The sequence below is a fragment of the Pseudarthrobacter albicanus genome (assembly GCF_018224015.1).
Taxonomy (GTDB): domain Bacteria; phylum Actinomycetota; class Actinomycetes; order Actinomycetales; family Micrococcaceae; genus Arthrobacter; species Arthrobacter albicanus.
The window spans coordinates 1-23,442 of sequence record NZ_JAGPOT010000006.1 but is presented as its reverse complement, the minus strand read 5'-3'; the positions used below and the strand labels follow the sequence as shown (position 1 = coordinate 23,442).

Here is a 23,442-nt window from a genome sequence, read left to right as displayed (position 1 = left end):
GACTCCGCGGGCACCGGGCTGGTGCTAGGTAATCTTTTGAGGCTTCTTCACGACGATCCGGACCACGGTCGTGGGTTCTTCAAGCAGACCCTCGCCCACCACCACCACGGATGTCTCGATCCCGCCCAGCTTCCGGATCACCTTGGCTGCTTTTTCTATTTCCTCGCCGGCACTGCGCCCTTTGATGGCGATGACCTCACCTTTGCCGGAAAGCAGCGGAATGGTCAGCCCGGCAAGGTTCGACAGCGCAGACACGGCGCGCGCCGTGACCACATCGGCGTCGACCATGCCGACGGCGAGTTCAGCCCGGCTGCGCATGATCGTGACATTTTCCAGGCCCAGATCATCCACTACTTCCTGCAGCCAGATGACACGCCGTTCCAGGGGTTCGATGAGCGTCAGCTCCAGGTCCGGCCGCGCAATGGCAAGGCACAGACCCGGCAATCCGGCTCCGCTGCCGACGTCGGCCACGTGGCTGCCGTGGGCAATCTGGCTCTCGATGACCGCGCAGTTCAGCACATGGCGGCTCCACAGCCGGGGAACCTCCCGCGGGCCGATCAGGCCCCGTTCGGTCCCCGAGGTGGCCAGGTGCTCCACATAGCGCTGCGCGAGGCCCAGCCGGTCACCGAAAATCGATTGTGCCGCCTGCAGTTCGGCCGCGGTGATTTCAACCATCAAGCTACTCAACGGATTCAGTCTGTGGAGACGACGATGTGCCGGTCGGCACCTTCGCCTTCGGACTCACTGACGAACCCCAGCTCGGCGACTGCGTCGTGCACGATCTTCCGCTCATAGGCGCTCATCGGCGCCAGGGCCACGGCGTCGCCGGACTCCTTGACGGCGGCGACGGCGTCCTCGGCGATCTTCTGCAGGTCGCCCGCACGTTCGGCGCGGTAGCCGTTGATGTCCAGCACGAGGCGGGACCGGTTCTCCGTCGCGGACAGGACGGCAAGGCGCGTCAATTCCTGGAGGGCTTCGAGGACTTCGCCGTCGCGGCCCACCAGGTTTTCGAGACCGGCCGACTCTTCCTCGGCAACGATCGAGATGTAGGTGCGGCCGTTGCGGACCTCGATGTCAATGTCCCCGTCGATGTCGGCGATGTCCAGGAGTTCCTCGAGATAGTCGGCCGCAACGTCGCCTTCCTCTTCCAGGCGGCTGGCGGTCACGCCCTTGTCGAGGCCGTCCCCGGACTCCGGGCCTGTGTTCTGCGTCGCGGTCTGCGCTTCGTCCCCTGACCCGTTCGGGGTCCCGTCCTGGTCGTCGATGACCTCGGTGGAAAAAGTCTGTTCGGTGCTCTCGGCGGACATTACTTCCTCTTCCTGTTTTTACGTTGCGGCTGGACGCGCTGGCTCCTGGCCTCGACGGCGGCGGCCGCGGAAGCGGAAGCGGAAGCCGCTGCCTCGGCGTCGGCTTTTTTCGCACCCAGCAGGGGAAGGGCCGGCAGGCCCTTGGCGGCCCGGCGCTCGGCGAGGGCCTTGGCGGCCGGGGATCCCGGCGTCGGCATGCGGCGGATCACGAAGAACTGCTGCGCCATGGTCCAGAGGTTGGTGGTGGTCCAGTAGATCAGGACGCCGATGGGGAAGTTGATGCCGCCCACGCCGAAGACGATCGGCAGGATATACAGCATCATCTTCTGCTGCTTCATGAACGGGCTGGCCATGGCCTCTTCGGACATGTTCTTGGCCATGATCTGCTTCTGCGTGATGAACTGCGAGGCCGTCATGGCCAGGATCATCACGATCGACAGGATCCACACGGCAACCTCGCCGCCTGCGGTGCTGCCATGAAGCAGCGATGCCGACAGCGGGGCGCCGAAGATGCTGGACTCGTCGAACTGCTTGACCTGCTCAAGGCTCATGGCGCCGATGCCCTGGCCGCCCGCCTTGGCGGTGCTGATGCCGGAGAGGACCTGGAAGAGGGCGAAGAAGAACGGCATCTGGATCAGCATCGGCAGGCAGGCCGAGAACGGGTTGGTGCCGTGCTTCTTGTACAGGGCCATCTGCTCCTGCGCCATGGCCTGGCGGGAGAGCTGGTCGGTCTTGCCCTTGTACTTGTCCTGCATCTTCTTCAGGTCAGGCTGCAGCAGCTGCATGCCGCGCTGGGCCTTGATCTGCTTGACGAAGACCGGAATCAGGGCGGCACGGATGACCAGCACCAGCCCGATGATGGACAGCGTCCAGGTCCAGCCGTTGGCCGCCGGCAGGCCGATGGTGCTCAGTCCGTCATGGAATCCGACCATGATGGCCGAGACCAGCCACTTGAACGGAAACATGATTGTTCCAAAGAAATCCATACGATATCCCTATTCGTCAGGCCGCAAAACGGCCTTCTCCATCAGACTGAGCAGCCAGGTACTTGTCCGGGTTGTTCATCACAACAATTGTGGGGGTGCGGTCTTCGGGCCACTCCCGGTGCCCGGCGGGGACATGGTCCACTCCACCGGCATTCCAAGGATGGCAGCGCGACAGGCGCCTGGCAGCGAGCCAGCTTCCCTTGACCGCGCCGTGGACCGTGATCGCCTCAAGGGCGTAGGCCGAGCAGCTGGGGAAGAAGCGGCATACCTGGCCGTACAGCGGTGAGATCACCTTGCGGTAGGCCATCAGCAGCACGATGAGGATATTGCGAGGCAGCTGCCAGAGGGCGGTGCCCAGCCAGCACAGTGCCGATACCAGTGCTGCTGGTTTCACATGAGGGACGACGGCGGCAGCTGGGTTACGCACGCGGGGTCCCTTCCTGTGTTGTCTCGTCAGAAACTGAGGAAGCAGCCCGGGGAAGGCGGCTGCCCAGCCGTTTCATGGTCGTCTCCAAAGCGGCGTCATAGTCGACAAGCAGCTGGTCCCAGCTGGCCTCCGCCGCGGCGGGCAGGGCCCGGACCACGATGGCGAACCCGCTGCCGTATTTCTGCAACGACAAAGCGCCGGCTTCCCTTAGTCTCCTCTTAACGAGGTTCCTGACGACAGCGTTCCCGACACTCTTGGAAACGATGAATCCGATCCGGCTTGGTTCATCGGCAGCGAGGGCTGCCGTATATAACACTACGTTCCGGCGTCCATTGCGGACACCGGAACGTACAGTTGTTGAAAAATCGGTTGATGTCCTCAGACGGTTGCGGGTGGCCAGCACCGTTAAACTCGCACAGGGAGGTGGACCGACGAGTCAGTATTTAGGCCGACAGTTCGATGCGGCCCTTGCCACGACGGGCTGCCAGGATGGCACGGCCGGCACGGGTACGCATACGAAGGCGGAAGCCGTGCTTCTTGGCTCGACGGCGGTTATTCGGCTGAAAAGTCCGCTTGCTCACGTTAGTTACTCCAGTGGATCAAAGGTGCGCCCACCCGATCAAGGGGAAGAACTGGCCGACGCTAAGTTTTGTATGTGCCGCTGCCCTTGACTCGCAAGACGCGGGGCGTCGGGGAGAGATTCAAAATGAAGTCGGAAAGCGGACACAAAGGACTTCACAACGTTAGGTCAAAATCGCACCCGGAGTCAAACCGGGGGTCGCTTGGCGCGCTATCCCCAGCTGTGGCTAACTTCCGTCCGGGCCTGTGGATGAAGCGGGTCAAAGACACCGATTCCGAACTACACGAGTGTAATTATCCACAGGAGCCGGCCAGCTATCTTCTAGGCTTTTGATCCCCTAGAGTGGCTCAGTAGCCGATTATCCACGGGCTGTGCATAACCCTGTGGATTAATCCGGGGCCAGGGCACTGGTTCGGGACTTGTGGCTGCAGTTAATGCAGGCAAGCAAGTTTGAGGAAACCGATTGATGACAGTAGACGAAGCCGACCAAGCCAACACTGTCGGAAGTTCCTGGCGGCGGGTAGTGAGCCTGCTGGAGAACGACCACCGTGTCTCACCCCGGCAGCGCGGCTTTGTCATCCTCGCCCAGGCGCAGGGACTGATCGGCTCCACCCTTCTCGTGGCAGTACCGAACGAACTCACCCGGGAAGTTCTGCAGACCCAGGTCAAGGAAGCCCTCGACGAGGCACTCCGGAATGTCTTCTCCGATGAAATCCGCTGCGCGATCGACGTCGACACCGATCTGGTGCCGCTGCACACCGAGCCGGACCCCGCCGTCGAACTCTCCCTCGTGGCGGACCCCGCGGCGGAACTCAAGCCGCAGCCCATGCTGCCGAGCACGTCCCATGAATTCGGCCGCCTCAATCCGAAGTACGTCTTCGACACCTTCGTGATCGGCTCTTCCAACCGTTTCGCCCATGCGGCGGCCGTCGCGGTGGCCGAGGCGCCGGCGAAGGCATACAACCCGCTGTTCATCTACGGTGACTCCGGACTGGGCAAGACCCACCTGCTGCACGCGATCGGGCACTACGCCCGGCGGCTCTACAGCGGTATCCGGGTCAGGTACGTGAACTCCGAGGAATTCACCAATGACTTCATCAACTCCATCCGCGACGACGAAGGCACCAGCTTCAAGACCACGTACCGCAACGTGGACGTCCTGCTCATCGATGACATCCAGTTCCTGGCCGGCAAGGACCGGACGGTGGAGGAGTTCTTCCACACCTTCAATGCCTTGCACAACAACAACAAGCAGGTCGTCATCACCTCCGACCAGCCGCCCAAGCTGCTTGCCGGTTTCGAGGACCGGATGAAGTCGCGCTTCGAGTGGGGCCTGCTGACCGATATCCAGCCGCCGGAGCTGGAAACCCGGATCGCGATTCTGCGGAAGAAGGCGCTGAGCGACTCTCTCTCCGCCCCCGATGACGCGCTGGAATACATCGCCTCCAAGATTTCGAGCAATATCCGCGAACTCGAGGGCGCCCTGATCCGTGTCACCGCCTTCGCGAGCCTGAACCGCCAGCCCGTCGACGTGGCCCTGGCCGAAATGGTCCTCAAGGACCTCATCACCGATGACGGGGCCCAGGAGATCACCTCCGGGCTGATCCTGACGCAGACCGCGGACTACTTCAAGCTCAGCATGGAGGAGCTCTGCAGCAAATCCCGTACCCGCACCCTGGTGACCGCCCGGCAGATCGCCATGTACCTGTGCCGCGAGCTCACCGACATGTCGCTGCCCAAGATCGGGCAGGAGCTGGGCGGCCGCGACCACACCACGGTGATCCACGCGGACCGCAAGATCCGCGAACTGATGGCCGAACGCCGCGTGATCTACAACCAGGTGACCGAGCTGACCAACAGGATCAAGCAGCAGCAGCGCAATTCCTGAGCCGTCCGGCCGCGCACTCCCTACCTTATTAACAGGCACCTGTGGACAACCCTGTGGATAGTTAAGGGGACAACCGCGGTTAATGGGCTTAAAACCCTTAAGGCGCCTGTGGATCAGCGATCCGGGCAAAAACGTTATCCCCATCCACACCCTGTTTAAAACCTGCTGGACCCACAGTCCATGAACAGGGCTTAACCGCGGAATCGCACCGCGAAACGGAGTTATCCACAGTTTCCACAGCAGTTATTAACACTACTAATCCCAAGAAAATGAAATTCCCTCAAATAACAGTCTCGTTCCGCCCCCTCACAGCCGCCACGCACCGGCAGGGCAAAACGGTCGGCCGGACGGAACAACCGGCCCGGCGGAACGACAGCGGTGTAACCCCGGGGATGGGAGAACCCACCTCGTGGGGCTAAGCTGTCTGCAGTGTGTCCGTTCCGGAATAATTTGTAGTTCACAACTGCCATGACGCCCCGGCCGGCGGCACATCCCCTCGGTGACGTGCGCCGGCACCCCTGCCGGTCCACGTAGTTCGGCGTGTTTTAGCGATGACAGCAGCAATGAAAGGCGGCACCCTTCCGTGAAGTTCAGAGTCGAGCGGGACGTCCTGGCAGAAGCCGTGACCTGGACCGCCCGGTCGTTGTCTCCGCGGCCGCCGGTACCAGTGCTTTCCGGCCTGCTGCTCAAGGCCGAGGCCGGCACTGTCAGCCTCTCGAGCTTCGACTACGAGACCTCCGCCAGGCTCGAAATCCCGGCTGACATCAGCACCGAAGGCACCATTCTGGTGTCCGGACGCCTGCTCGCCGACATCTGCCGCAGCCTGCCGTCAGCACCCGTCGAGGTCGAGACCGACGGCAACAAGGTCACCCTCACCTGCCGCCGGAGCAGCTTCCACCTGGCCACCATGCCGGAAGCCGAATACCCGCCGCTGCCCGCCCTGCCCCCGATCAGCGGCACCGTGCCCGGCGATACCTTCGCCCAGGCCGTCTCCCAGGTGATCATCGCGGCCAGCAAGGACGACACCCTGCCCATCCTCACCGGCGTCCGGATGGAGATCGAGGACGACCTCATCACCCTCCTGGCCACCGACCGCTACCGGCTGGCCATGCGCGAACTGCCCTGGAAGCCCGTCACGCCGGGGATTTCCACCAGTGCCCTGGTCAAAGCCAAGACGCTCAACGAAGTGGCGAAAACCCTCGGAAACAGCGGCGACATCAACCTTGCCCTCGCCGACGACGACAGCCGGCTTATCGGCTTCGAGAGCGGCGGCCGCACCACGACGTCGCTCCTGGTCGACGGCGACTACCCCAAGATCCGCTCGCTCTTCCCGGAATCCACCCCGATCCACGCCACGGTCCAGACCCAGGCACTGGTCGAGGCGGTGCGCCGCGTGTCCCTCGTGGCCGAACGCAACACCCCCGTCCGGCTGGCTTTCACGCAGGGGCAGCTGCACCTGGACGCCGGCACCGGTGAAGATGCGCAGGCCTCCGAAGAGCTCGAGGCACAGCTGACCGGCGATGACATCACGGTGGCCTTCAACCCGCACTACCTGGTCGAGGGCCTGAGCGTCATCGAGACCAAGTTCGTGCGCTTCTCCTTCACGACAGCCCCCAAGCCGGCCATGATCACGGCACAACAGGACGCCGACGGCGAGGACCAGGGCGATTACCGCTACCTGGTCATGCCGGTCCGCCTGCCCAACTAGCTCGCAATTGTTGCCGTTCCGGGCCGCCAGAACGACAACTAATGCGAGTCAGTTGGGTGGGGTTTCCACCCGAAGTACCCCAGCGCAGAAAAGAGTTCACACCGTGCACATCGGACTGATCGGCCTTGGAAAAATGGGTTTCAACATGCGCGAACGGCTGCGCAAGGGGGGAATCGAGGTCACCGGCTTTGACCGCAACCCGGACGTCGCCGACGTCGCCAGCGTCGAGGAGCTCATCGCCGCCGTTCCGGCGCCGCGCCTGATCTGGGTGATGGTTCCGTCCGGGGACATCACCGATGCCGTCATCACCGAACTCGGCAGCAAACTCGATGCCGGCGACCTCGTGATCGACGGCGGCAACTCCCGGTTCACCGAGGACCAGAAGCACGGCGCGGCGCTGGCCGAAAAAGGCATCCGCTTCGCCGACTGCGGCGTATCCGGCGGTGTCTGGGGCCTGGCGAACGGCTACGGACTGATGGCCGGCGGGGATGCCGCGGACATCGAACGCGCCCTGCCGGTTTTCGACGCCCTTCGTCCGGACGGTGAACGGGCCGACAGCTTCGTCCACGTGGGAGCCGTCGGCGCCGGCCATTACGCCAAGATGGTCCACAACGGAATCGAATACGGCCTGATGCAGGCCTACGCGGAAGGCTACGAACTCCTGGCCGCGAAGGACATCGTCGCCGATCTTCCCGGCACCTTCCGCGCCTGGCAGAAAGGCACCGTCGTCCGGTCCTGGCTGCTGGACCTCATGGTCAAGGCACTGGATGAGGACCCGGGCCTGGAATCCATTGACGACTATGTCGAGGATTCCGGCGAGGGCCGCTGGACCGTGGAGGAAGCCATCGCCAATGCGGTGCCGGCACCGGCGATCACGGCCGCGCTCTTTGCCCGCTTCTCCTCCCGCGAGGACAACTCGCCGGCCATGAAGATGGTGTCCGCGCTGCGTCACCAGTTCGGCGGGCACGCCACCCGCCCGGCCAAATAGCTCCGCCCTGGAATCCTGAACCCGGCGTGTACCTTGAAAAACTCTCCCTGACTGATTTCCGCAGTTACGCCCAGGTGGACCTGAGCCTGGAACCAGGCGTCACGGTCCTCGTGGGGGCCAACGGGATCGGCAAAACCAACCTCATGGAAGCGATCGGCTACCTGGCCACGCTCAGCTCGCACCGGGTCAGCTCCGATGCGCCGCTGCTGCGTTTCGGCACGGACCGGGCCATGGTGCGGGCCAAACTGGTCCGCGGCGGGCAGTCCACGGTCCTGGAACTCGAAATCAACGCCGGCCGCGCCAACCGTGCACGCATCAACCGCAGCAACCCGGTCCGGGCCCGGGACATCCTCGGAATCTGCCAGACCGTGCTCTTTGCCCCGGAAGACCTGGCGCTGGTCAAGGGGGACCCGTCCAACCGCCGGCGCTTCCTCGACGAGCTGCTGGTCAGCCTGATTCCGCGCCATGCAGCCACCCGCAGCGACTACGACCGGGTGCTCAAGCAGCGCAACGCGCTGCTCAAATCGGGCCGGGCCGGCAAATTCACCTCCGCCCATGAGGCCACGCTCGATGTCTGGGACCAGCACATGGCCAGAGCCGGAGCCGAACTGCTGCACGCGCGGCTCGACCTGGTGGAGCGGCTCCGTCCGCACCTGAACAGCGCCTACGCGCAGCTCACCGACGGATCCAAGGAAGCCGGTGCCAGCTACCGCTCCACGCTGCAGCATGTGAGCGAGGACGACGGCGCCGCGCCGCCGTCCCGCGCGGCGGCCGGTGAGACAGCCGTTGAGCCAACCGGGCAGGCCGAGGATCTCCGCCTGCTCACCGTCGACGAACTCACGGACCGCTATGTCCAGGCCTTCGCCGCTTCCCGCCGCCGGGAACTGGAGCGGGGCATCTCCCTGGTCGGCCCGCACCGCGATGAACTCGACCTTGCCCTGGGCATGGCGCCGGCCAAGGGCTATGCCTCCCACGGGGAAACCTGGTCCATGTGCTTGTCGCTGCGCCTGGCCTCGTACTACGTGATGATGGACGACGCCAGGACCGGCGGTTCCGCGCCGATCCTGATCCTCGATGATGTTTTTGCCGAGCTGGATGTCCAGCGGCGGCGTAAACTGGCGGCAATAGTATCCGGTGCCGAGCAGGTGTTGGTGACCGCCGCCGTCGAGGACGACATCCCGGCGGAACTGGCCGGACGCCGGGTGAAGGTCATCCCGGGAGGAATTGATGAGCGGGACTGTCGATGAATAAGGATACCGACGGCGGCCTGCAACCGGGCCGCGACCCTGATGACATCGATGCTGCCCAGGCGGCCCTGAACCGGATGCGTGACGCGGCCGCGTCCCGGGGGGAAATCCGGCGCAAGGCCCCGCCGCGGCCGGGCTCGGGTCCACAGAAACCCGCCCGCAGCACCGGCGGGACGCGGGGCTTCAAGCAGTTCCACGGCACCGGCCGGGACCCGCTGGGGCTGGGAAAAGTCGTGGGACGCCTCGTCGCGGAACGCGGCTGGAGCTCCCCGGTGGCGGTCGGATCGGTGATGGCCCAGTGGGGAACCTTGGTGGGACCGGAGATTTCGGCCCACTGCACCCCCGAGAGTTTCGAGAACACGACCCTGCATGTGCGCTGTGATTCCACGGCCTGGGCCACCCAGCTTCGCCTGCTGAGCATGAGCCTGCTGGAGAAGTTCCGCACCGAACTCGGCGACGGCGTCGTGACCAGCATCCAGGTCCTCGGACCCGCCGCGCCGAGCTGGCGGAAGGGCATCCGGACGGTCAACGGCCGCGGCCCCCGGGACACCTACGGGTAGGTCCGCCGCACCGGGGCCCGCGGGTGTGAAGCAGTCCTTGCAAGAATCCTTGAAAATTCAGGAAACGGCGTGTGGGGCGCTTTAACGCCCCGGAGTCGTATAGGCACCCTAGGGCGGGACCCCTAAAGCCTTGCAGGGGGAGCCACTGGCCTCCCAGCGGCATCTTCCGGCGCGTTTGAGGCCCTGGAATGCGGGTTTGCGCTCCCTCGCACGGTAGAATCATGGTAGATAACTGGGCGCCGGTGAAACGTTGACTGAGTCCGTTTCCGGCGCGCTGTCAGTGTGCGGCAGACGGTTCCTCGGGCCAGCGGACCAGCCGGCGCCATCAGCGACGTGCCTGTTGGCAGAAGCCTTTCCCCCGGGAAGCGGCAACGCCGGCCTTCAACGAATACAGAGGAGTCGAAAGCGCCTGTGGCTAACCACAATGCAGATATCCCGACAGTGGAAACAGCAGCGGAGGACGCCTTCACGGCTGACGCGCCGCCGGAGGCCGATACGCGACACGGGTACGGTGCCAGCGACATTACCGTGCTGGAGGGTTTGGAAGCCGTCCGGAAACGTCCGGGCATGTACATCGGGTCCACCGGTCCGCGCGGGCTGCACCACCTGGTCTACGAAGTGGTGGACAACTCGGTTGACGAAGCGCTGGCCGGCTACTGCACCCACATCGAAATCGTTCTCCAGGCGGACGGCGGGGTCAAGGTGGTTGACGACGGCCGCGGCATCCCCGTCGACATGCACCCGACGGAGCACAAGCCCACGGTTGAAGTCGTCATGACCATCCTGCACGCGGGCGGCAAGTTCGGCGGCGGGGGTTATGCCGTTTCCGGCGGACTGCATGGCGTCGGCATTTCGGTGGTCAACGCCCTGTCCAGCCGCGTGGACACGGAGGTCCGGCGGCAGGGCCACGTCTGGCGGATGACCTTCGTCGACGGCGGCAAGCCGCAGGGCGGACTGGTCAAGGGCGGGGAAACCACCGAAACCGGCACGACGCAGACGTTCTACCCGGATGCCGGCATCTTTGAGAGCACGGAATTCGACTTCGAGACGCTGCGCGCCCGGTTCCAGCAGATGGCCTTCCTGAACAAGGGCCTGCGCATCACGTTGACCGACGAACGCAGCCTCGCGGCGGAACCCTCCGAGGATGACGACCTGGACCTCGACACCGTCCCCCTCGAAGGCGAAGTACCCGCCGAGCACCACACCGTGGTCTACCAGTACGACGACGGCCTGCTGGACTACGTCAAGCACCTGAACTCCGGAAAGAAAGTCGATGTGGTCCACGAGGACGTCATCTCCTTCGAAACCGAGGACACGGAACGCCACATCGCCCTGGAAATGGCGATGCAGTGGACCACCGCGTATTCCGAGAGCGTGCACACGTACGCCAACACCATCAACACCCATGAGGGCGGCACCCACGAGGAGGGTTTCCGCGCCGCGATGACGTCGCTGATCAACCGTTACGCGCGGGAGAAAAGCATCATTAAGGAAAAGGACGACAACCTCACGGGGGACGACATCCGTGAGGGCCTGACCGCCGTCATCTCCGTCAAGCTGGCCGAGCCCCAGTTTGAGGGGCAGACCAAGACCAAGCTTGGCAACTCCGAGGTCAAGGGCTTCGTCCAGCGGGTCGTAACCGACGGGCTTGGCGACTGGCTGGAGCGCAATCCCGGTCCGGCCCGGGACGTCATCCGCAAGGCGATTTCCGCAGCCCAAGCCCGGATGGCCGCCCGCAAGGCCCGCGACAACGCGCGCCGCAAGAGCCCGCTGGAGTCCTTCGGCATGCCCGGCAAGCTCTCCGACTGCTCCTCCAAGGATCCCTCGAAGTGCGAGGTCTACATCGTGGAGGGCGATTCCGCCGGCGGTTCCGCCAAGCGCGGCCGCAACCCGGAAACCCAGGCCATCCTGCCGCTGCGCGGCAAGATCCTGAATGTGGAGCGGGCCCGGCTGGACAAGGCCCTGGGCAACGCCGAGGTCCAGTCCATGATCACGGCCTTCGGCACGGGCATCGGCGAGGACTTCGAGCTGACCAAGCTGCGCTATCACAAGATCGTCCTCATGGCCGATGCCGACGTCGACGGCCAGCACATCACCACACTGCTGATGACGCTGCTGTTCCGGTACATGCGCCCGCTGATCGAAAACGGCTACGTCTACCTCGCCCAGCCGCCGCTGTACCGGATCAAGTGGTCCAACGCCCCGCACGACTACGTCTACAGCGACCGCGAACGCGACGCCAAGCTGGTGTCCGGCCAGGCCGCCGGCCGCCGGATCCCCAAGGACAACGGTATCCAGCGTTACAAGGGCCTCGGCGAAATGGACTACACCGAGCTCTGGGACACCACCATGGATCCTGACCACCGCACGCTGCTGCAGGTCACCATGGATGATGCCCTGGCGGCGGACCAGACCTTCTCCGTACTGATGGGCGAGGACGTGGAATCCCGCCGGAACTTCATTCAGCAGAACGCCAAGGACGTTCGGTTCCTCGATATCTAGAGGCCATCACCACCTCGAATATTCCTGGACCGATATATACCTGAAACGGAAAATATAGATTATGAGTGACGAAACACCCGAGGTTCCGGCTGAATCCGCCGGTGACGCCGAGGCCGTCCTGGTGGGCGATGTCCTGACCGACCGGATCGAGCAGGTGGACCTGCAGACCGAAATGCAGCGCTCCTATCTCGACTACGCCATGGCCGTGATCGTCGGGCGTGCCCTGCCGGACGTCCGCGACGGTCTCAAGCCCGTCCACCGCCGTGTGCTGTACGCGATGTTCGACGGCGGCTACCGCCCGGAGAGATCCTTCAACAAGTGCGCCCGCGTCGTCGGTGAGGTCATGGGCCAGTACCACCCGCACGGCGACACCGCCATCTACGATGCGCTGGTCCGCCTGATCCAGGACTGGACCATGCGTTACCCGCTGGCGCTGGGCCAGGGCAACTTCGGTTCGCCCGGCAACGACGGCGCGGCCGCCCCCCGGTACACCGAAACCAAGATGGCGCCGCTGGCCATGGAGATGGTCCGCGACATCGACGAGGAAACCGTCGACTTCCAGGACAACTACGACGGCAAGAACCAGGAACCCACGATCCTGCCGGCGCGGTTCCCGAACCTGCTGGTCAACGGCTCCTCGGGCATCGCCGTGGGCATGGCCACGAACATCCCGCCGCACAACCTCCGCGAGGTTGCCGACGGCGTCCAGTGGTACCTGGCGAACCCGACGGCCACCCGCGAGGAACTGCTCGAAGAGCTGATGCTGCGCATCAAGGGACCCGATTTCCCGACCGGCGCCACGATCCTGGGCCACAAGGGGATCGAGGACGCCTACCGCACGGGCCGCGGCTCGATCACCATGCGTGCCGTGGTCAACGTCGAGGAGCTCCAGGGCCGCACCTGCCTTGTGGTGACCGAACTGCCCTATCAGGCCAACCCGGACAACCTGGCGATCAGGATCGCCGAACTCGTCAAGGACGGCAAGATTTCGGGCATCGCCGACCTCCGCGATGAAACCTCCGGCCGCACCGGCCAGCGCCTCGTGATCGTGCTCAAGCGCGACGCCGTCGCCAAGGTGGTGCTGAACAACCTCTACAAGCACACCCAGCTGCAGGACAACTTCGCCGCCAACATGCTCGCGATTGTGGACGGGGTGCCCCGCACCCTGAGCCTTGATGCGTTCATCCGCCACTGGGTCACGCACCAGCTGGACGTCATCGCCCGCCGGACGCGCTACCGGCTCCGCAAGGCCGAGGAGGAAGCGCACATCCTGCGCGCCCTGCTCAAGGCGCTGGACATGCTCGATGAGGTCATCGCCCTGATTCGTGCCTCCAACACCACCGAGGCCGCCCGCGACGGCCTGATGGAACTGCTGGACATTGACGAACTCCAGGCCCGCGCCATCCTGGACATGCAGCTCCGCCGCCTCGCAGCCCTGGAACGCCAGAAGATCCAGGCCCGGCACGCCGAACTCGAAGCCCTGATCGCCGAATACAGCGCGATCCTGGCTTCCGAGGTGCGCCAGCGGGAGATCATCAGCACCGAGCTCGCCGAAATCGTTGCCAAGCACGGCGACGACCGCCGCACCAAGGTCCTGCTGGGCTTCGACGGCGACATGTCCATGGAAGACCTGATCCCCGAAGAGGAAATGGTCGTCACCATCACCCGCGGCGGCTACGTCAAGCGCACCCGCAGCGACAACTACCGCTCGCAGCAGCGCGGCGGCAAGGGCATCAAGGGCGCCCAGCTGCGCGGGGACGACGTCGTGGAGCACTTCTTCGTCACCACGACGCACCACTGGCTGCTGTTCTTCACCAACCTGGGACGCGTGTACCGGGCCAAGGCCTACGAACTCGCGGAAGCGGGACGTGATGCCAAAGGCCAGCACGTGGCCAACCTGCTGGCATTCCAGCCGGATGAGACCATCGCCCAGGTGCTGGACCTGCGGGACTACCAGCACTCGCCGTATCTGGTGCTGGCCACCAAGCGCGGCCTGGTCAAGAAGACCCGGCTGGAGGACTACGACACCAACCGCTCCGCTGGCGTCATCGCGATCAACCTGCGGGACGGGGATGAGCTCGTGTCCGCCCAGCTGGTCTCGGAAACCGATGACCTGATGCTGGTGTCCCGGATGGGCCAGTCCATCCGGTTCACCGCCACCGACGACGCCCTGCGTCCCATGGGCCGGGCGACCTCCGGCGTTACCGGGATGAAGTTCCGCGAGGACGACGAACTGCTGGCGGCCGACGTCGTCAAGGACGGTTCGTTCGTCTTCATCGTCACGGAGGGCGGCTACGCCAAGCGGACCGCGGTGGAGGAATACCGGCTCCAGGGCCGCGGCGGACTCGGCATCAAGGTCGGCAAGTACCAGGAGGAGCGCGGACACCTCGTGGGCGCCCTGATCGTCCAGGAAGAGGACGAAGTCCTGGTGGTCATGGAGGGCGGCAAGGTGGTCCGTTCCTCGGTGGCCGGCGTTCCCGCCAAGGGCCGCGACACCATGGGCGTCATCTTCGCCAAGCCGGACAAGAATGACCGCATCATCGAGGTTGCACGCAACAGCGAACGCGGGCTGGACGGCGATGAATCGGCCGATGACGTAACGTTGGCTGAAGAAACCGGATCACATGAGGGGTCCGCAGAGGCAGAATCAGTACCGGCCCCGGAGTCAGATGAGTCATCAGGCCACGCCGAGCTGGACGAAGACAACACCGGAGGTAACGAGTGAGTAATTCCGACTCATATCCCAAGCCGAGCACCGGCGTTCCCAGCGGAACGCGGCCGCCCGCAGCCGCGCCGCGCGTGAGCGCCCCGACCCGTCCGCAGCAGCGCCCGGGCGTACCCGGGGCAGCCGCCGGTTCAGACCAGCGTCCGCCGGTCCCCGGACAGCGGCCCATGCAGGGCCAGCGTCCTGCCGCGCCGGGCCAGCGTCCGGACGCCTACGGGCAGCATTCCGGCCAGAACACGGCGGGCCTGATCAAGCCGGCTCCCAAGGCGAAGGTCCGCCGTGCCCGCCTGCTGGTCAGCAAGGTGGAGCCATGGTCCGTCCTGAAGATGGCTTTCCTGCTCTCGGTGGCCCTGGGCATCGTCACAGTCGTGGCAGCGATCGTGCTCTGGACGGTGCTGGACCTGACCGGGATCTTTGACCAGGTGGACAGCCTGCTCGGAACCCTCGCCGGCTCGGAAGGCGGCGGCTTCGAGCTCAAGAAGGTCGCCTCGCTCGGCCAGGTGGCGTCCTTCGCCACCATCATTGCCGTGATCAATGTCGTGCTGCTGACCGCGCTCTCCATGCTGTCGGCGGTGCTGTACAACATCTCCGCAACGCTGGTGGGCGGCATCGGCGTCACCCTCACGGACGATTAGACCCGTATTTTTCCCGGAAATTCTCCGGCGAAATGCCTCGATTTGAGATCGGGCCGGGATGTGCTGTACAGTCATATCTCGGCCCGATGAGGCATCGGGGCGTATAGCTCAGGCGGTTAGAGCGCTTCGCTGATAACGAAGAGGTCCCAGGTTCAAGTCCTGGTACGCCCACGGAACCTGTGCAGGTTCTAGTAGAGGTTGGTGATGGTCCGGAGTTATTTGGACCGGAACGGGGTGCAGGTGAAGAAGTTGCTGGTTGTTGCAGCTACGATCGCGGGCGTCCTGCTCTACAGGAAAGTACAGGAGTCTGAGGCCCGGAAAACCATCTGGAGCGAGTCGACCGATACGGTCGATTAGCCCGGAGTCCCGGTACGGAAGCAGGAAATCTGTTTCCGGAACCAGGGTATGATTGTCGGGTTGCTTCTTACGGGGGCATGGCGCAATTGGTAGCGCACCTGCTTTGCAAGCAGGGGGTTCGGGGTTCGAGTCCCCGTGCCTCCACCGTAAGAAAGGCCCCGGACCGCGGAAACGCGGTCCGGGGCCTTTTGCATGTCCTGCGCAGCTGATTCCCGCGGCTGGCCTGCTGTCTCGGACACTTACTCTGGCAGTCTCAGCCCTTGGGCTTTGCGTAGTCCGCCATGCCCTGCCAGTCGATAAACACGTAAGGCTCGTCGCCCAGCACCCAGGCGTCGTGCCCGGGCGGGATGATTCCGAAGTCGCCGGGACCGAATTCGGTTTCCTCGCCGTCGTCCATGACGACCTTCAGGCGCCCCGAGATCGTGTAGCCGACGTGGCTCGCCATGCAGCTGTCAGTTCCCGCGATGGGCTTGACGTGCTGGGACCACTTCCACCCCGGCAGGAATGTGGCGCGCCCCACCGCGCCGGCATCGAGATTGACGAGGTCCACCTGGCCCATCCCGTCTTTCACAGGACGTGATTCCTCCGGACTTTCAAAGCTCCTGCGGATGATTGAAGACATGATCGTCACCTTCTTGGATGATGTGAAACCGGAATTCAAGACTGGCACCGGCCCACGCCGGGGTCAAGGATTCCCGGAGCGGCACCGGCAGCACCGCCCCCCACTACTGTAGGAGCGTGAATTTCTTCCTTGCCGCCCTGGGGGTCCTGGGCGTGGCTTCCTCCGGCCCGCTCATCGCCGCCACCCTGGGGGCAACATCCGTCAGTGCCCTGGCCATCGCGTTCTGGCGCAATGCGATCGCAGCTGCCGTCATGGCCGGGCCCGTCCTGGTCAGGGAGCCCCGCCAGTTCGCGCGCGTCACAGCCCGGGAGTTCCGCTGGTCACTGGCAGCCGCCGTTGCGCTGGCGCTGCACTTCGCCTGCTTCATCAGCTCCCTGCAGCTGACCTCCGTAGCCGCAGCCACGGCGCTGGTCTGCCTGCAGTCCGGCTGGATCGCCATCTTCCAGCTGTTCCGGGGAGTCAGGCACCCTTGGCCCGTGCTGGCCGGCCTCGGCCTCGCCTTCGGCGGCGTCGTGGCCATCACGGGATTCGAGCTGGGCACCTCGCCGGATGCCTTGCTCGGAGACCTTCTCGCCCTGGCCGGAGGCGCCCTGGCCGGCGTCTACACCCTCGCCGGCGGCAAGGCCCGGCAAACGATGGGCACCGGCGTTTACACCACCCTCTGCTACGGCATGTGCGCCGCCGTGGTCGCCGTCCTGGCCCTGGCCTCCCGCCAGCCGCTTGCCGGATTCGACGCCGCCGGCTGGCTGGGCATCCTGGCCATCACCGTGTGCGCGCAACTGGTGGGCCATACCGCCTTCAACCACCTGCTGGCCACGATGAGCCCGCTGCTGGTATCCATGATCATCCTGCTGGAGATCCCGGGGGCTGCGCTGCTCGCTGCCGCGTTCCTGGCGGAAACACTGCCTGCCGGGATGTATGCGGGACTGGGGATGATCCTGGTGGGGCTCGCCGTCGTGGTCCTGGGGCAGCGCGGCTCGCGGTCGGTCCGGGGCAAGGCCGCGGTGCTGGCGGAACTGGGCACCGACTGACGCCGGCTGGCGCCCCGCGCAGCGTGGTGGCTATCGGCCGTGGTGGCTATTGGCCGCCGCGGCGGGCCGGCTGGGCGGTGTTGACCGTGTGGATGGCACGCAGCAGCTTCGCCGGGAAGTACACGGAGAAGAAGACGACCATGGGTGCCTTGAGCGCCATTTTCTTGACGTTGTGTGCCTTGTACGTGCGGTCAAAGCGCGTCACATAGTAGCGGTAGTCGCGGGGCGAGTCTTCCAGCCTTCTGGCGGACATTCCCGAAACCATCTTCGGCCAGTACTGGATCCGCAGCTCATGGTCGGCCAGATGCAGGGAAAGATCGATGTCTTCATGCATCTCGTCCTTTTCATCCAGGCACGTTTCGGTGCGGATGATCTCCCAGGCGGACCGGCGCAGGGCCATATTGGACCCGAAAAGGAAGTGGTACTGATGTTTGGCGAGTTTGAGCATCAGCTGGCGCATCTTGTCGTCGGCCTTGAGGCCGAAGCGGCGCATCGGCATGTCGTAGTAGACCACCGGTCCCGTGGCGGCGTGGACGGACTCGTCCGCGAAGGCTTTCTGGACTTGTTCGACCCAGTCGGGTTCCAGCACCGAATCGGCGTCGATGCGGCCAAGGATGTCGCCGGTGGCGTGGTCCAGGCCGAAGTTCCGGGTCGGGATGAGCCCCTGGGTCTGGTCCTGGCTGAGCAGGATGATGCGGCTTTCCGGGTACTCCAGCTGCATCTGCCGGACGATGTCGGCTGTGCGGTCCTTGGACATGTTGTCCACCACGATGATCTCGTGGGCGGGGACGGACTGGTACACGGCAGCGATGAGGCACTGCCGGATGACACTTTCCTCGTTGTAGGCCGGGATCACAACAGACACGTCCGGCGGCGTCACGGCAACGTTCAAGTCATCCTCGAAGGATTTATCGGGTGGCATCTCCTCAAATCTAGCATCAACGCCGCCGTTTCAAGCGGGCGCCGTGCGCTGCCCGGCGAGTGAATAGACAAACAAAGGACCGGGGAACAATCAAGGACCGGGCAACAAGAAAGGGAGGGATCCCGTCCAAGACGGAATCCCTCCCTTTCTGCCGGCTGCCAGCGGCAGCCTGCGTCTTGAAGCTACACGGAGGCTACTTGGACGTGCCGTCCTCTTTACCGTTCAGGCTCGCGGCCTTGGCGGTGGACTCCGTGCCTTCCTCGGCGGCGCCCGTGGCTCCTTCTGCCGCACCGGCTGCGGTCCCCGCGGTGTCCTCGTCCGTGGACCCGGCTGCGGACCCGGCCACGGAACCGGCAGTGTCAGCGGAGGTGCCTGCGGAAGTGTCGGCGGCGGTGCCGGCTGCGCCAACAGCGGGGGAACCGGCCTTGTCAGCGTTTTCCCCGCCCTGGACCGTGGCGGCCGGGACCTCGCTGACCGTGGGGACCGGTACGGCCGGGACGGGTGCGGGCGTCACCGGCGTCGGGGTCTTCCACGGATCCTCGACCGGCTTGGACGCCTTCCAGGCGGCGACACCCGCGGCGGCGGCAGCGGCGATGACGCCGAGGATCAGCAGCCCGCGGTGCTTGGGCTTCGTCGGCCTGGACAGTTTCCCGTTCGCGGCCTTGCTGGCCTGCTTGGCCACAGCCTTAAGCTGGGCAGGCTTGAGCTGCCGGCCCGCGGTCTGTGCCTGCTCCTGGACGGCGTGGATGATCCCCGCATCGCCGAGCTTCCGGGCGACGGCGTCGACGTGGGCCGGCGCGCCTTCCAGCGTGCGGTGCACGGCCCCGGAGGCGGCACCGATCTGGTCCGAAAGCCTGGGCAGGTAGTCGACGACGACCCTGTCGCGGGCCTGGGCGATCACCGGCGCCGCCTTGTCCAGGGCCTCGTGCAGCCGTGGGGTGGCGACTTCGACGGCGTCGTGGATCTTCGGTGCAAGCTGGGCCAGGCCGTCCTGGAGGCGCGGCGTGACGGTGGCGACGCCGTCGGCCAGGTTGTGGGCTGCCGATTTGAGCCCCTCCTGGATCTTGGGGGAAGCGTTATCGATGCCCTGCTGCAGGCGCGGAACGGCCCAGTTGACGGCTGCCTCGACCCGCGGGGCCGCCCAGTCCATGGCGGTCTCTACTCCGGTGCTGACTGACTGCTCCAGCTCACGGGCAATACGATCCGTTTTCTTCACAACTACCTCCCGATTAATGTGACGGTTCTGGAGTCAGCCTACGTGTCCGGGACCGCACCGGCTATTATCCGGGCCGATTTCAGGGCGATTTCACCCAGCGCGGAACTGGCTGGTCAGCCCGGTGCACTTGGGCCCGTCATGGAAGAATGGGCCCATGACTGCCATCGCAACTGCAAAAGCAACCATCCACACGAGCCTCGGCGACATCGTCGTCAACCTCTTCGGCAACCACGCTCCCAAGACCGTGGAGAACTTCGTCGGGCTGGCCACCGGCGAGAAGGCCTGGACGCACCCCGAATCGGGCGAGGACAAGACGGGGACGCCGCTGTACAACGGCACCATCTTCCACCGCATCATCAAGGACTTCATGGTCCAGGCCGGCGACCCGCTGGGCCGTGGCGTGGGCGGCCCGGGCTACAAGTTCGACGACGAAATCCACCCGGAACTGACCTTCAACGAGCCCTACAAGCTGGCCATGGCAAACGCGGGCGTACAGATGGGCCGCGGCACCAACGGATCCCAGTTCTTCATCACCACCATCCCCACCGGCTGGCTGCAGGGCAAGCACAGCATCTTCGGCGAGGTCGCTGACGAGGAATCCAAGAAGGTGGTCGACGCCATCGAGGGTGTCCGCACCGGCATGGGCGACCGTCCGGTCGAGGACGTCGTCATCAACAGCATTGATGTAGAAAAGCTCTAGTCCAGCCCATGAGCTACGGAATTCCGGCGGCCGAGCCGTCCGCGCAGATCCCGGTGTGCCCCCGGCACCCGGACCGTCCCGCCTATGTGCGCTGCCAGCGTTGCGGGCGCCCTGCGTGCCCCGACTGCCAGCGGGCGGCCGCCGTCGGATTCCAGTGCGTTGACTGCGTCAACGAAACAAAACGTACGACGCCGGCCGTCAAGACCGTCTACGGCGGGGCCGTGGCCACCGGCAGGCCCCTCGTCACGTTCCTTATCATCGGGCTGTGCGCCCTGGTCTATGTGCTGCAATGGCTGGTCCCCAACGACGGGATCTACCAGGAGCTCGCCTACGCCCCCGCTTTCACGGACACCGAGCCCTGGCGGATGCTCACCTCGGCCTTCCTGCATTCGCAGGGCTTCATCCTGCACATTGTCCTGAACATGTACACGCTGTGGATCTTCGGCCAGGCGCTGGAACCGCTGCTGGGCCGGATCCGTTTCCTTGCGGTCTATCTGTTGTCCGCCATCGGCGGCTCGGTCGGCTTCCTGCTGCTGACGCCGGTTTATCCCGTGGGCGGTCCGGTGGGCGTGGTGGGAGCCTCCGGCGCGATCTTCGGCCTCTTCGGCGCCATGCTGGTGGTGCAACGCCACCGCGGCGGTGACACGAGGCAGCTCTGGGTGCTGATCGCCATCAACGGCGTCGTCGGCTTCATGGTCCCCCAGATTGCCTGGCAGGCCCACCTGGGCGGCGCGGTCACGGGAGCCCTGTGCGCCGCCATCATCGCCTACTCGCCCCGCGGCCGCCGGCAAGGCCTGCTGCAGGTCGGTGGACTGGTCCTGGTCCTCGCCCTGCTGATCGCCGCCTCGGCCTTCCGGATGGCCACCGCGTAAGTCCCCCTGAGAAGGGCACGGGACTTGGTGCTCGCGCTGCCAGTGCGCTGCCCGGGCAGCCCAGCGGGGGGACTTTGACGCGGACTCGCCGCATTCTGCCGCGGAATCGCCGGTTTCGGGGTCCAGAGTAGCCCCGGACCGTCCGCAGCAGGGATTCAGCGTGCGGTCCGCCGGTAATGGCCCCGAAAGTTATCCACAGGAGTTATCCACACTGTTGGTAACTTACACGGTTGTAGTTTAGGGGCGGCGCCCGATCCCACCGCGCCAGCTGGTGATTTTTTAAACGCGCGGCTCCCTTCTCCACAATTGTGGATAACTCCTGTGGGTTGTCCTGTGGTTAAGTGGACAACTTGAGCCCGAGCCAGTGCCGCCGCTGGCTGCCCCGCCCGGAATTCCCGGGCTCCGCTGGGGATAGCGGGCCGGACGCCTTCCCTCCGCCCCCTGGATGCCTGTTTTCAACAGCGTTATTCACAGTGTTAATAACTCGATCCTTCGAGAGCCCGGGCAGAAATCCGCTCTTTCCCGCACCTTGGCGGGGTCTGAGGGGGCTGCGGTTCCGGGTTATCCCCAGCTGTGGATAAGTTGTGGGTAGAGCCCTGTTGCTGTGTGGATAACTTCGCTCGCCTCAGGGCAAGTTGTTGCCGCTGCAACGCGGGAGCCGACCGCCGGGGCAGTCCGGCGCGATGTCGGTCCGGTCAGGGCTTTCGTGCTGTTTATCCACAGGAAATCCACAGTGTTAATAACTTGCGCTCGTGTATTTCGTGCGCGCGGCGGGAAGGCTTTCTACGCTCCCGGGGCCATGGGGCGGCGCGCCGGCCTTGTGCGCCCTTGATTCTGCACGGAAGTTATCAACATTGGGGATAACGTTGCCCACAGCTGTGCCGAGAAGTTTCGCCGGGGAAGCCCGGTTCCTCAGCACGGCCAGACGCCGGAACTCCCGCGCCGGTGGCTGTCGAGCAGGTGCGTGTCCACCATGCCGATGGCTTCCATGAGGGCATACATGGTGGTGGGGCCGACAAACGCGAACCCGCGCTTCCGCAGTGCCTTCGACAGTGCGATGGACTCGGCCGAGGTGGTCGGGATGTGGTCGGGGGCCCTGGGCTCGGGAGTGGTGTCCGGCTTGAAATGCCACACGAAATCCACCAGGCCGCCGTCGGGCCGGAGCGCGATGGTGGCCTGGGCGTTGGTGATGGCGGCCCGGATCTTGAGCCGGTTCCGCACGATCCCGGCATCCAGCAGCAGCCGCTGGACATCCGCGTCGGTGTACGCGGCGACGATGTCGGGCTGGAAGTCGTGGAATGCCGCGCGGAAGGCCTGCCGCTTCCGGAGGATGGTGGCCCAGGAGAGTCCGGCCTGGAAGGCCTCGAGGCTGATGCGCTCGTACAGGCCCTGCTCGTCGCGGACGGGCAGGCCCCATTCGGTGTCGTAGTACTCGCGCAGCATCGGGTCGGCCGCGGCCCACGCGGGCCGCGCCAGCCCGTCGTCGCCGATCAGGATGCCGTTGGTGCCGGGAATCATGGTCTTCCTGGTCTCCGCGCGGTAGTGGTCAGATCTGTACGATTCACACATGGGAATCTACACGGCCGGAACCGGATGGAAAGGCTTATTGCCCGGAATTCCTTCCACGTGCTGTAGTTGAAGAATGCGGGACAGGACCGTTTCCATAGCTGACGACGCCGCCGACGGGGCTCCGGTCCGCTTTGCCGTGCGCAGCAGCACCCCCGAAGAGGCCTCGGAAGCAGGCGGACGCGTCTACTATCCCCACCGGCTGGACATCGGCCGCTCAGCTGCCGATTTTCAGATGCGTCTCAAGGCCATAAATCTGGGGGGCGTGACCATAGGCCTCCTCGAATACGGCACCCCGGTAAGGATCACGACCGGGGAACTCGAAAGCGCCTACCAAGTCAATTTTCCCCTTTTCGGCAGGCTCAGGTTTTCGCAGGGAAACAGCGTGGTTCTGGGCGCCCCCGGCACAGCCGCCATCCACGGACCGGTTCAGGGGACCGGGATCCAGGGCTGGTCCGAGCCCACGCAGATGCTCGGGCTAAAGGCAATACCGTTCAGTTAATAATTAGGATGTGTACTTGAGGATTTTGGGTGGGTTGCGGATGCTGGGCATGGTGCGCGCGTTTGGCGGCCCATTTGATGACCTTGCGTTTGACTACCCGG

General features: G+C 64.9%; 23 protein-coding genes and 2 tRNA genes. 15 read left to right on the top strand and 10 right to left on the bottom strand.

Annotated features, from left to right (window positions below):
- Positions 1 to 24: 24 nt before the first annotated feature.
- The 6 genes from rsmG to rpmH are packed head-to-tail and all read right to left on the bottom strand — an operon-like array spanning position 25 to position 3,301.
- Complete coding sequence (rsmG, locus tag J9611_RS01870) at positions 25 to 675, bottom strand: 16S rRNA (guanine(527)-N(7))-methyltransferase RsmG (protein ID WP_211877211.1); 651 nt, start codon at positions 673 to 675, stop codon at positions 25 to 27.
- A gap of 17 nt (positions 676 to 692) precedes the next feature.
- Positions 693 to 1,307 carry a Jag family protein gene (locus tag J9611_RS01865; RefSeq protein WP_211877209.1) on the bottom strand — a complete coding sequence of 205 codons (615 nt, stop codon included), beginning with the start codon at positions 1,305 to 1,307 and terminating at the stop codon, positions 693 to 695.
- The gene (gene yidC / locus J9611_RS01860; protein WP_211877208.1) at positions 1,307 to 2,293 is read right to left on the bottom strand and encodes a membrane protein insertase YidC; all 987 of its coding nucleotides are present in this window, start codon (positions 2,291 to 2,293) and stop codon (positions 1,307 to 1,309) included. The genes J9611_RS01865 and yidC overlap by 1 nt, the downstream gene beginning before the upstream one ends.
- A gap of 16 nt (positions 2,294 to 2,309) precedes the next feature.
- Complete coding sequence (gene yidD / locus J9611_RS01855) at positions 2,310 to 2,720, bottom strand: membrane protein insertion efficiency factor YidD (protein ID WP_211877206.1); 411 nt, start codon at positions 2,718 to 2,720, stop codon at positions 2,310 to 2,312.
- Positions 2,713 to 3,123 (bottom strand): ribonuclease P protein component, encoded by a 411-nt coding sequence (gene rnpA, locus J9611_RS01850; protein ID WP_211877204.1) that lies wholly within the window; start codon positions 3,121 to 3,123, stop codon positions 2,713 to 2,715. The genes yidD and rnpA overlap by 8 nt, the downstream gene beginning before the upstream one ends.
- Before the next feature lie 40 nt (positions 3,124 to 3,163).
- Positions 3,164 to 3,301, bottom strand: a complete 138-nt coding sequence (gene rpmH / locus J9611_RS01845) for a 50S ribosomal protein L34 (RefSeq protein ID WP_062008104.1) — start codon at positions 3,299 to 3,301, stop codon at positions 3,164 to 3,166.
- Between the two features lie 465 nt (positions 3,302 to 3,766).
- Between rpmH and dnaA the strand changes: the two genes are divergently transcribed.
- The 11 genes from dnaA (at position 3,767) to J9611_RS01790 (ending at position 16,054) form a co-directional block, all read left to right on the top strand.
- Positions 3,767 to 5,188 (top strand): chromosomal replication initiator protein DnaA, encoded by a 1,422-nt coding sequence (gene dnaA / locus J9611_RS01840; RefSeq protein WP_211877202.1) that lies wholly within the window; start codon positions 3,767 to 3,769, stop codon positions 5,186 to 5,188.
- Between the two features lie 583 nt (positions 5,189 to 5,771).
- Positions 5,772 to 6,896, top strand: coding sequence for a DNA polymerase III subunit beta (dnaN, locus tag J9611_RS01835; protein WP_211877200.1), 1,125 nt, complete (start codon positions 5,772 to 5,774; stop codon positions 6,894 to 6,896).
- 103 nt (positions 6,897 to 6,999) lie between these two features.
- A complete protein-coding gene (gnd, locus tag J9611_RS01830; RefSeq protein ID WP_211877178.1) occupies positions 7,000 to 7,884 on the top strand; it encodes a phosphogluconate dehydrogenase (NAD(+)-dependent, decarboxylating) in 885 nt (294 codons plus the stop codon).
- A 26-nt stretch (positions 7,885 to 7,910) separates the two neighbouring features.
- A complete protein-coding gene (recF, locus tag J9611_RS01825) occupies positions 7,911 to 9,131 on the top strand; it encodes a DNA replication/repair protein RecF (protein ID WP_211877176.1) in 1,221 nt (406 codons plus the stop codon).
- Positions 9,128 to 9,691, top strand: coding sequence for a DciA family protein (locus J9611_RS01820; protein WP_211877175.1), 564 nt, complete (start codon positions 9,128 to 9,130; stop codon positions 9,689 to 9,691). The genes recF and J9611_RS01820 overlap by 4 nt, the downstream gene beginning before the upstream one ends.
- A gap of 411 nt (positions 9,692 to 10,102) precedes the next feature.
- The gene (gene gyrB, locus J9611_RS01815; protein ID WP_211877173.1) at positions 10,103 to 12,193 is read left to right on the top strand and encodes a DNA topoisomerase (ATP-hydrolyzing) subunit B; all 2,091 of its coding nucleotides are present in this window, start codon (positions 10,103 to 10,105) and stop codon (positions 12,191 to 12,193) included.
- Between the two features lie 61 nt (positions 12,194 to 12,254).
- Positions 12,255 to 14,918, top strand: coding sequence for a DNA gyrase subunit A (gene gyrA / locus J9611_RS01810; RefSeq protein WP_211877171.1), 2,664 nt, complete (start codon positions 12,255 to 12,257; stop codon positions 14,916 to 14,918).
- Positions 14,915 to 15,553, top strand: a complete 639-nt coding sequence (locus J9611_RS01805; protein ID WP_211877170.1) for a DUF3566 domain-containing protein — start codon at positions 14,915 to 14,917, stop codon at positions 15,551 to 15,553. The genes gyrA and J9611_RS01805 overlap by 4 nt, the downstream gene beginning before the upstream one ends.
- Before the next feature lie 97 nt (positions 15,554 to 15,650).
- Positions 15,651 to 15,724, top strand: a tRNA-Ile gene (locus J9611_RS01800).
- A 33-nt stretch (positions 15,725 to 15,757) separates the two neighbouring features.
- Positions 15,758 to 15,910 (top strand): DLW-39 family protein, encoded by a 153-nt coding sequence (locus tag J9611_RS01795; RefSeq protein ID WP_246527244.1) that lies wholly within the window; start codon positions 15,758 to 15,760, stop codon positions 15,908 to 15,910.
- 71 nt (positions 15,911 to 15,981) lie between these two features.
- Positions 15,982 to 16,054: transfer RNA gene (locus J9611_RS01790), tRNA-Ala, on the top strand.
- A gap of 109 nt (positions 16,055 to 16,163) precedes the next feature.
- Here the strand turns inward: J9611_RS01790 and J9611_RS01785 are convergent.
- Positions 16,164 to 16,532 carry a cupin domain-containing protein gene (locus J9611_RS01785; protein ID WP_211877167.1) on the bottom strand — a complete coding sequence of 123 codons (369 nt, stop codon included), beginning with the start codon at positions 16,530 to 16,532 and terminating at the stop codon, positions 16,164 to 16,166.
- A gap of 116 nt (positions 16,533 to 16,648) precedes the next feature.
- Here J9611_RS01785 and J9611_RS01780 point away from each other — a divergent pair, with 116 nt between their 5' ends.
- Positions 16,649 to 17,563: a DMT family transporter gene (locus J9611_RS01780; RefSeq protein WP_211877165.1), complete on the top strand. Its 915-nt coding sequence runs from the start codon at positions 16,649 to 16,651 to the stop codon at positions 17,561 to 17,563.
- Between the two features lie 46 nt (positions 17,564 to 17,609).
- Here the strand turns inward: J9611_RS01780 and J9611_RS01775 are convergent, their stop codons facing one another.
- Together J9611_RS01775 and J9611_RS01770 are read right to left on the bottom strand one after the other, a co-directional pair.
- The gene (locus tag J9611_RS01775; RefSeq protein WP_211877163.1) at positions 17,610 to 18,485 is read right to left on the bottom strand and encodes a glycosyltransferase family 2 protein; all 876 of its coding nucleotides are present in this window, start codon (positions 18,483 to 18,485) and stop codon (positions 17,610 to 17,612) included.
- Positions 18,486 to 18,678: 193 nt separating this feature from the next.
- The gene (locus J9611_RS01770) at positions 18,679 to 19,701 is read right to left on the bottom strand and encodes a hypothetical protein (RefSeq protein WP_307856996.1); all 1,023 of its coding nucleotides are present in this window, start codon (positions 19,699 to 19,701) and stop codon (positions 18,679 to 18,681) included.
- 154 nt (positions 19,702 to 19,855) lie between these two features.
- Between J9611_RS01770 and J9611_RS01765 the strand changes: the two genes are divergently transcribed.
- Together J9611_RS01765 and J9611_RS01760 are read left to right on the top strand one after the other, a co-directional pair.
- Positions 19,856 to 20,401, top strand: coding sequence for a peptidylprolyl isomerase (locus tag J9611_RS01765; protein WP_211877161.1), 546 nt, complete (start codon positions 19,856 to 19,858; stop codon positions 20,399 to 20,401).
- 8 nt (positions 20,402 to 20,409) lie between these two features.
- Entirely contained in the window at positions 20,410 to 21,273 is an 864-nt protein-coding gene (locus tag J9611_RS01760; RefSeq protein ID WP_211877159.1) for a rhomboid family intramembrane serine protease, read from the top strand.
- A gap of 912 nt (positions 21,274 to 22,185) precedes the next feature.
- Here the strand turns inward: J9611_RS01760 and J9611_RS01755 are convergent.
- Positions 22,186 to 22,791, bottom strand: a complete 606-nt coding sequence (locus tag J9611_RS01755) for a DNA-3-methyladenine glycosylase I (protein ID WP_211877419.1) — start codon at positions 22,789 to 22,791, stop codon at positions 22,186 to 22,188.
- A gap of 124 nt (positions 22,792 to 22,915) precedes the next feature.
- On the opposite strand from J9611_RS01755, the gene J9611_RS01750 reads away from it, so the two are divergent.
- Entirely contained in the window at positions 22,916 to 23,341 is a 426-nt protein-coding gene (locus J9611_RS01750; protein WP_211877157.1) for a cupin domain-containing protein, read from the top strand.
- Positions 23,342 to 23,442: the final 101 nt, after the last annotated feature.

Bases quoted from the DNA above. Each gene is read 5' to 3' on its own strand.
- J9611_RS01865 (WP_211877209.1), bottom strand. From the start codon at position 1,307: ATGTCCGCCGAGAGCACCGAACAGACTTTTTCCACCGAGGTCATCGAC.
- dnaA (WP_211877202.1), top strand. From the start codon at position 3,767: ATGACAGTAGACGAAGCCGACCAAGCCAACACTGTCGGAAGTTCCTGG.
- J9611_RS01760 (WP_211877159.1), top strand. From the start codon at position 20,410: ATGAGCTACGGAATTCCGGCGGCCGAGCCGTCCGCGCAGATCCCGGTG.
- rsmG (WP_211877211.1), bottom strand. From the start codon at position 675: ATGGTTGAAATCACCGCGGCCGAACTGCAGGCGGCACAATCGATTTTC.
- J9611_RS01755 (WP_211877419.1), bottom strand. From the start codon at position 22,791: ATGATTCCCGGCACCAACGGCATCCTGATCGGCGACGACGGGCTGGCG.
- J9611_RS01795 (WP_246527244.1), top strand. From the start codon at position 15,758: ATGGTCCGGAGTTATTTGGACCGGAACGGGGTGCAGGTGAAGAAGTTG.
- J9611_RS01765 (WP_211877161.1), top strand. From the start codon at position 19,856: ATGACTGCCATCGCAACTGCAAAAGCAACCATCCACACGAGCCTCGGC.
- J9611_RS01775 (WP_211877163.1), bottom strand. From the start codon at position 18,485: ATGCCACCCGATAAATCCTTCGAGGATGACTTGAACGTTGCCGTGACG.
- J9611_RS01785 (WP_211877167.1), bottom strand. From the start codon at position 16,532: ATGTCTTCAATCATCCGCAGGAGCTTTGAAAGTCCGGAGGAATCACGT.
- J9611_RS01750 (WP_211877157.1), top strand. From the start codon at position 22,916: ATGCGGGACAGGACCGTTTCCATAGCTGACGACGCCGCCGACGGGGCT.
- J9611_RS01820 (WP_211877175.1), top strand. From the start codon at position 9,128: ATGAATAAGGATACCGACGGCGGCCTGCAACCGGGCCGCGACCCTGAT.
- gyrA (WP_211877171.1), top strand. From the start codon at position 12,255: ATGAGTGACGAAACACCCGAGGTTCCGGCTGAATCCGCCGGTGACGCC.
- yidC (WP_211877208.1), bottom strand. From the start codon at position 2,293: ATGGATTTCTTTGGAACAATCATGTTTCCGTTCAAGTGGCTGGTCTCG.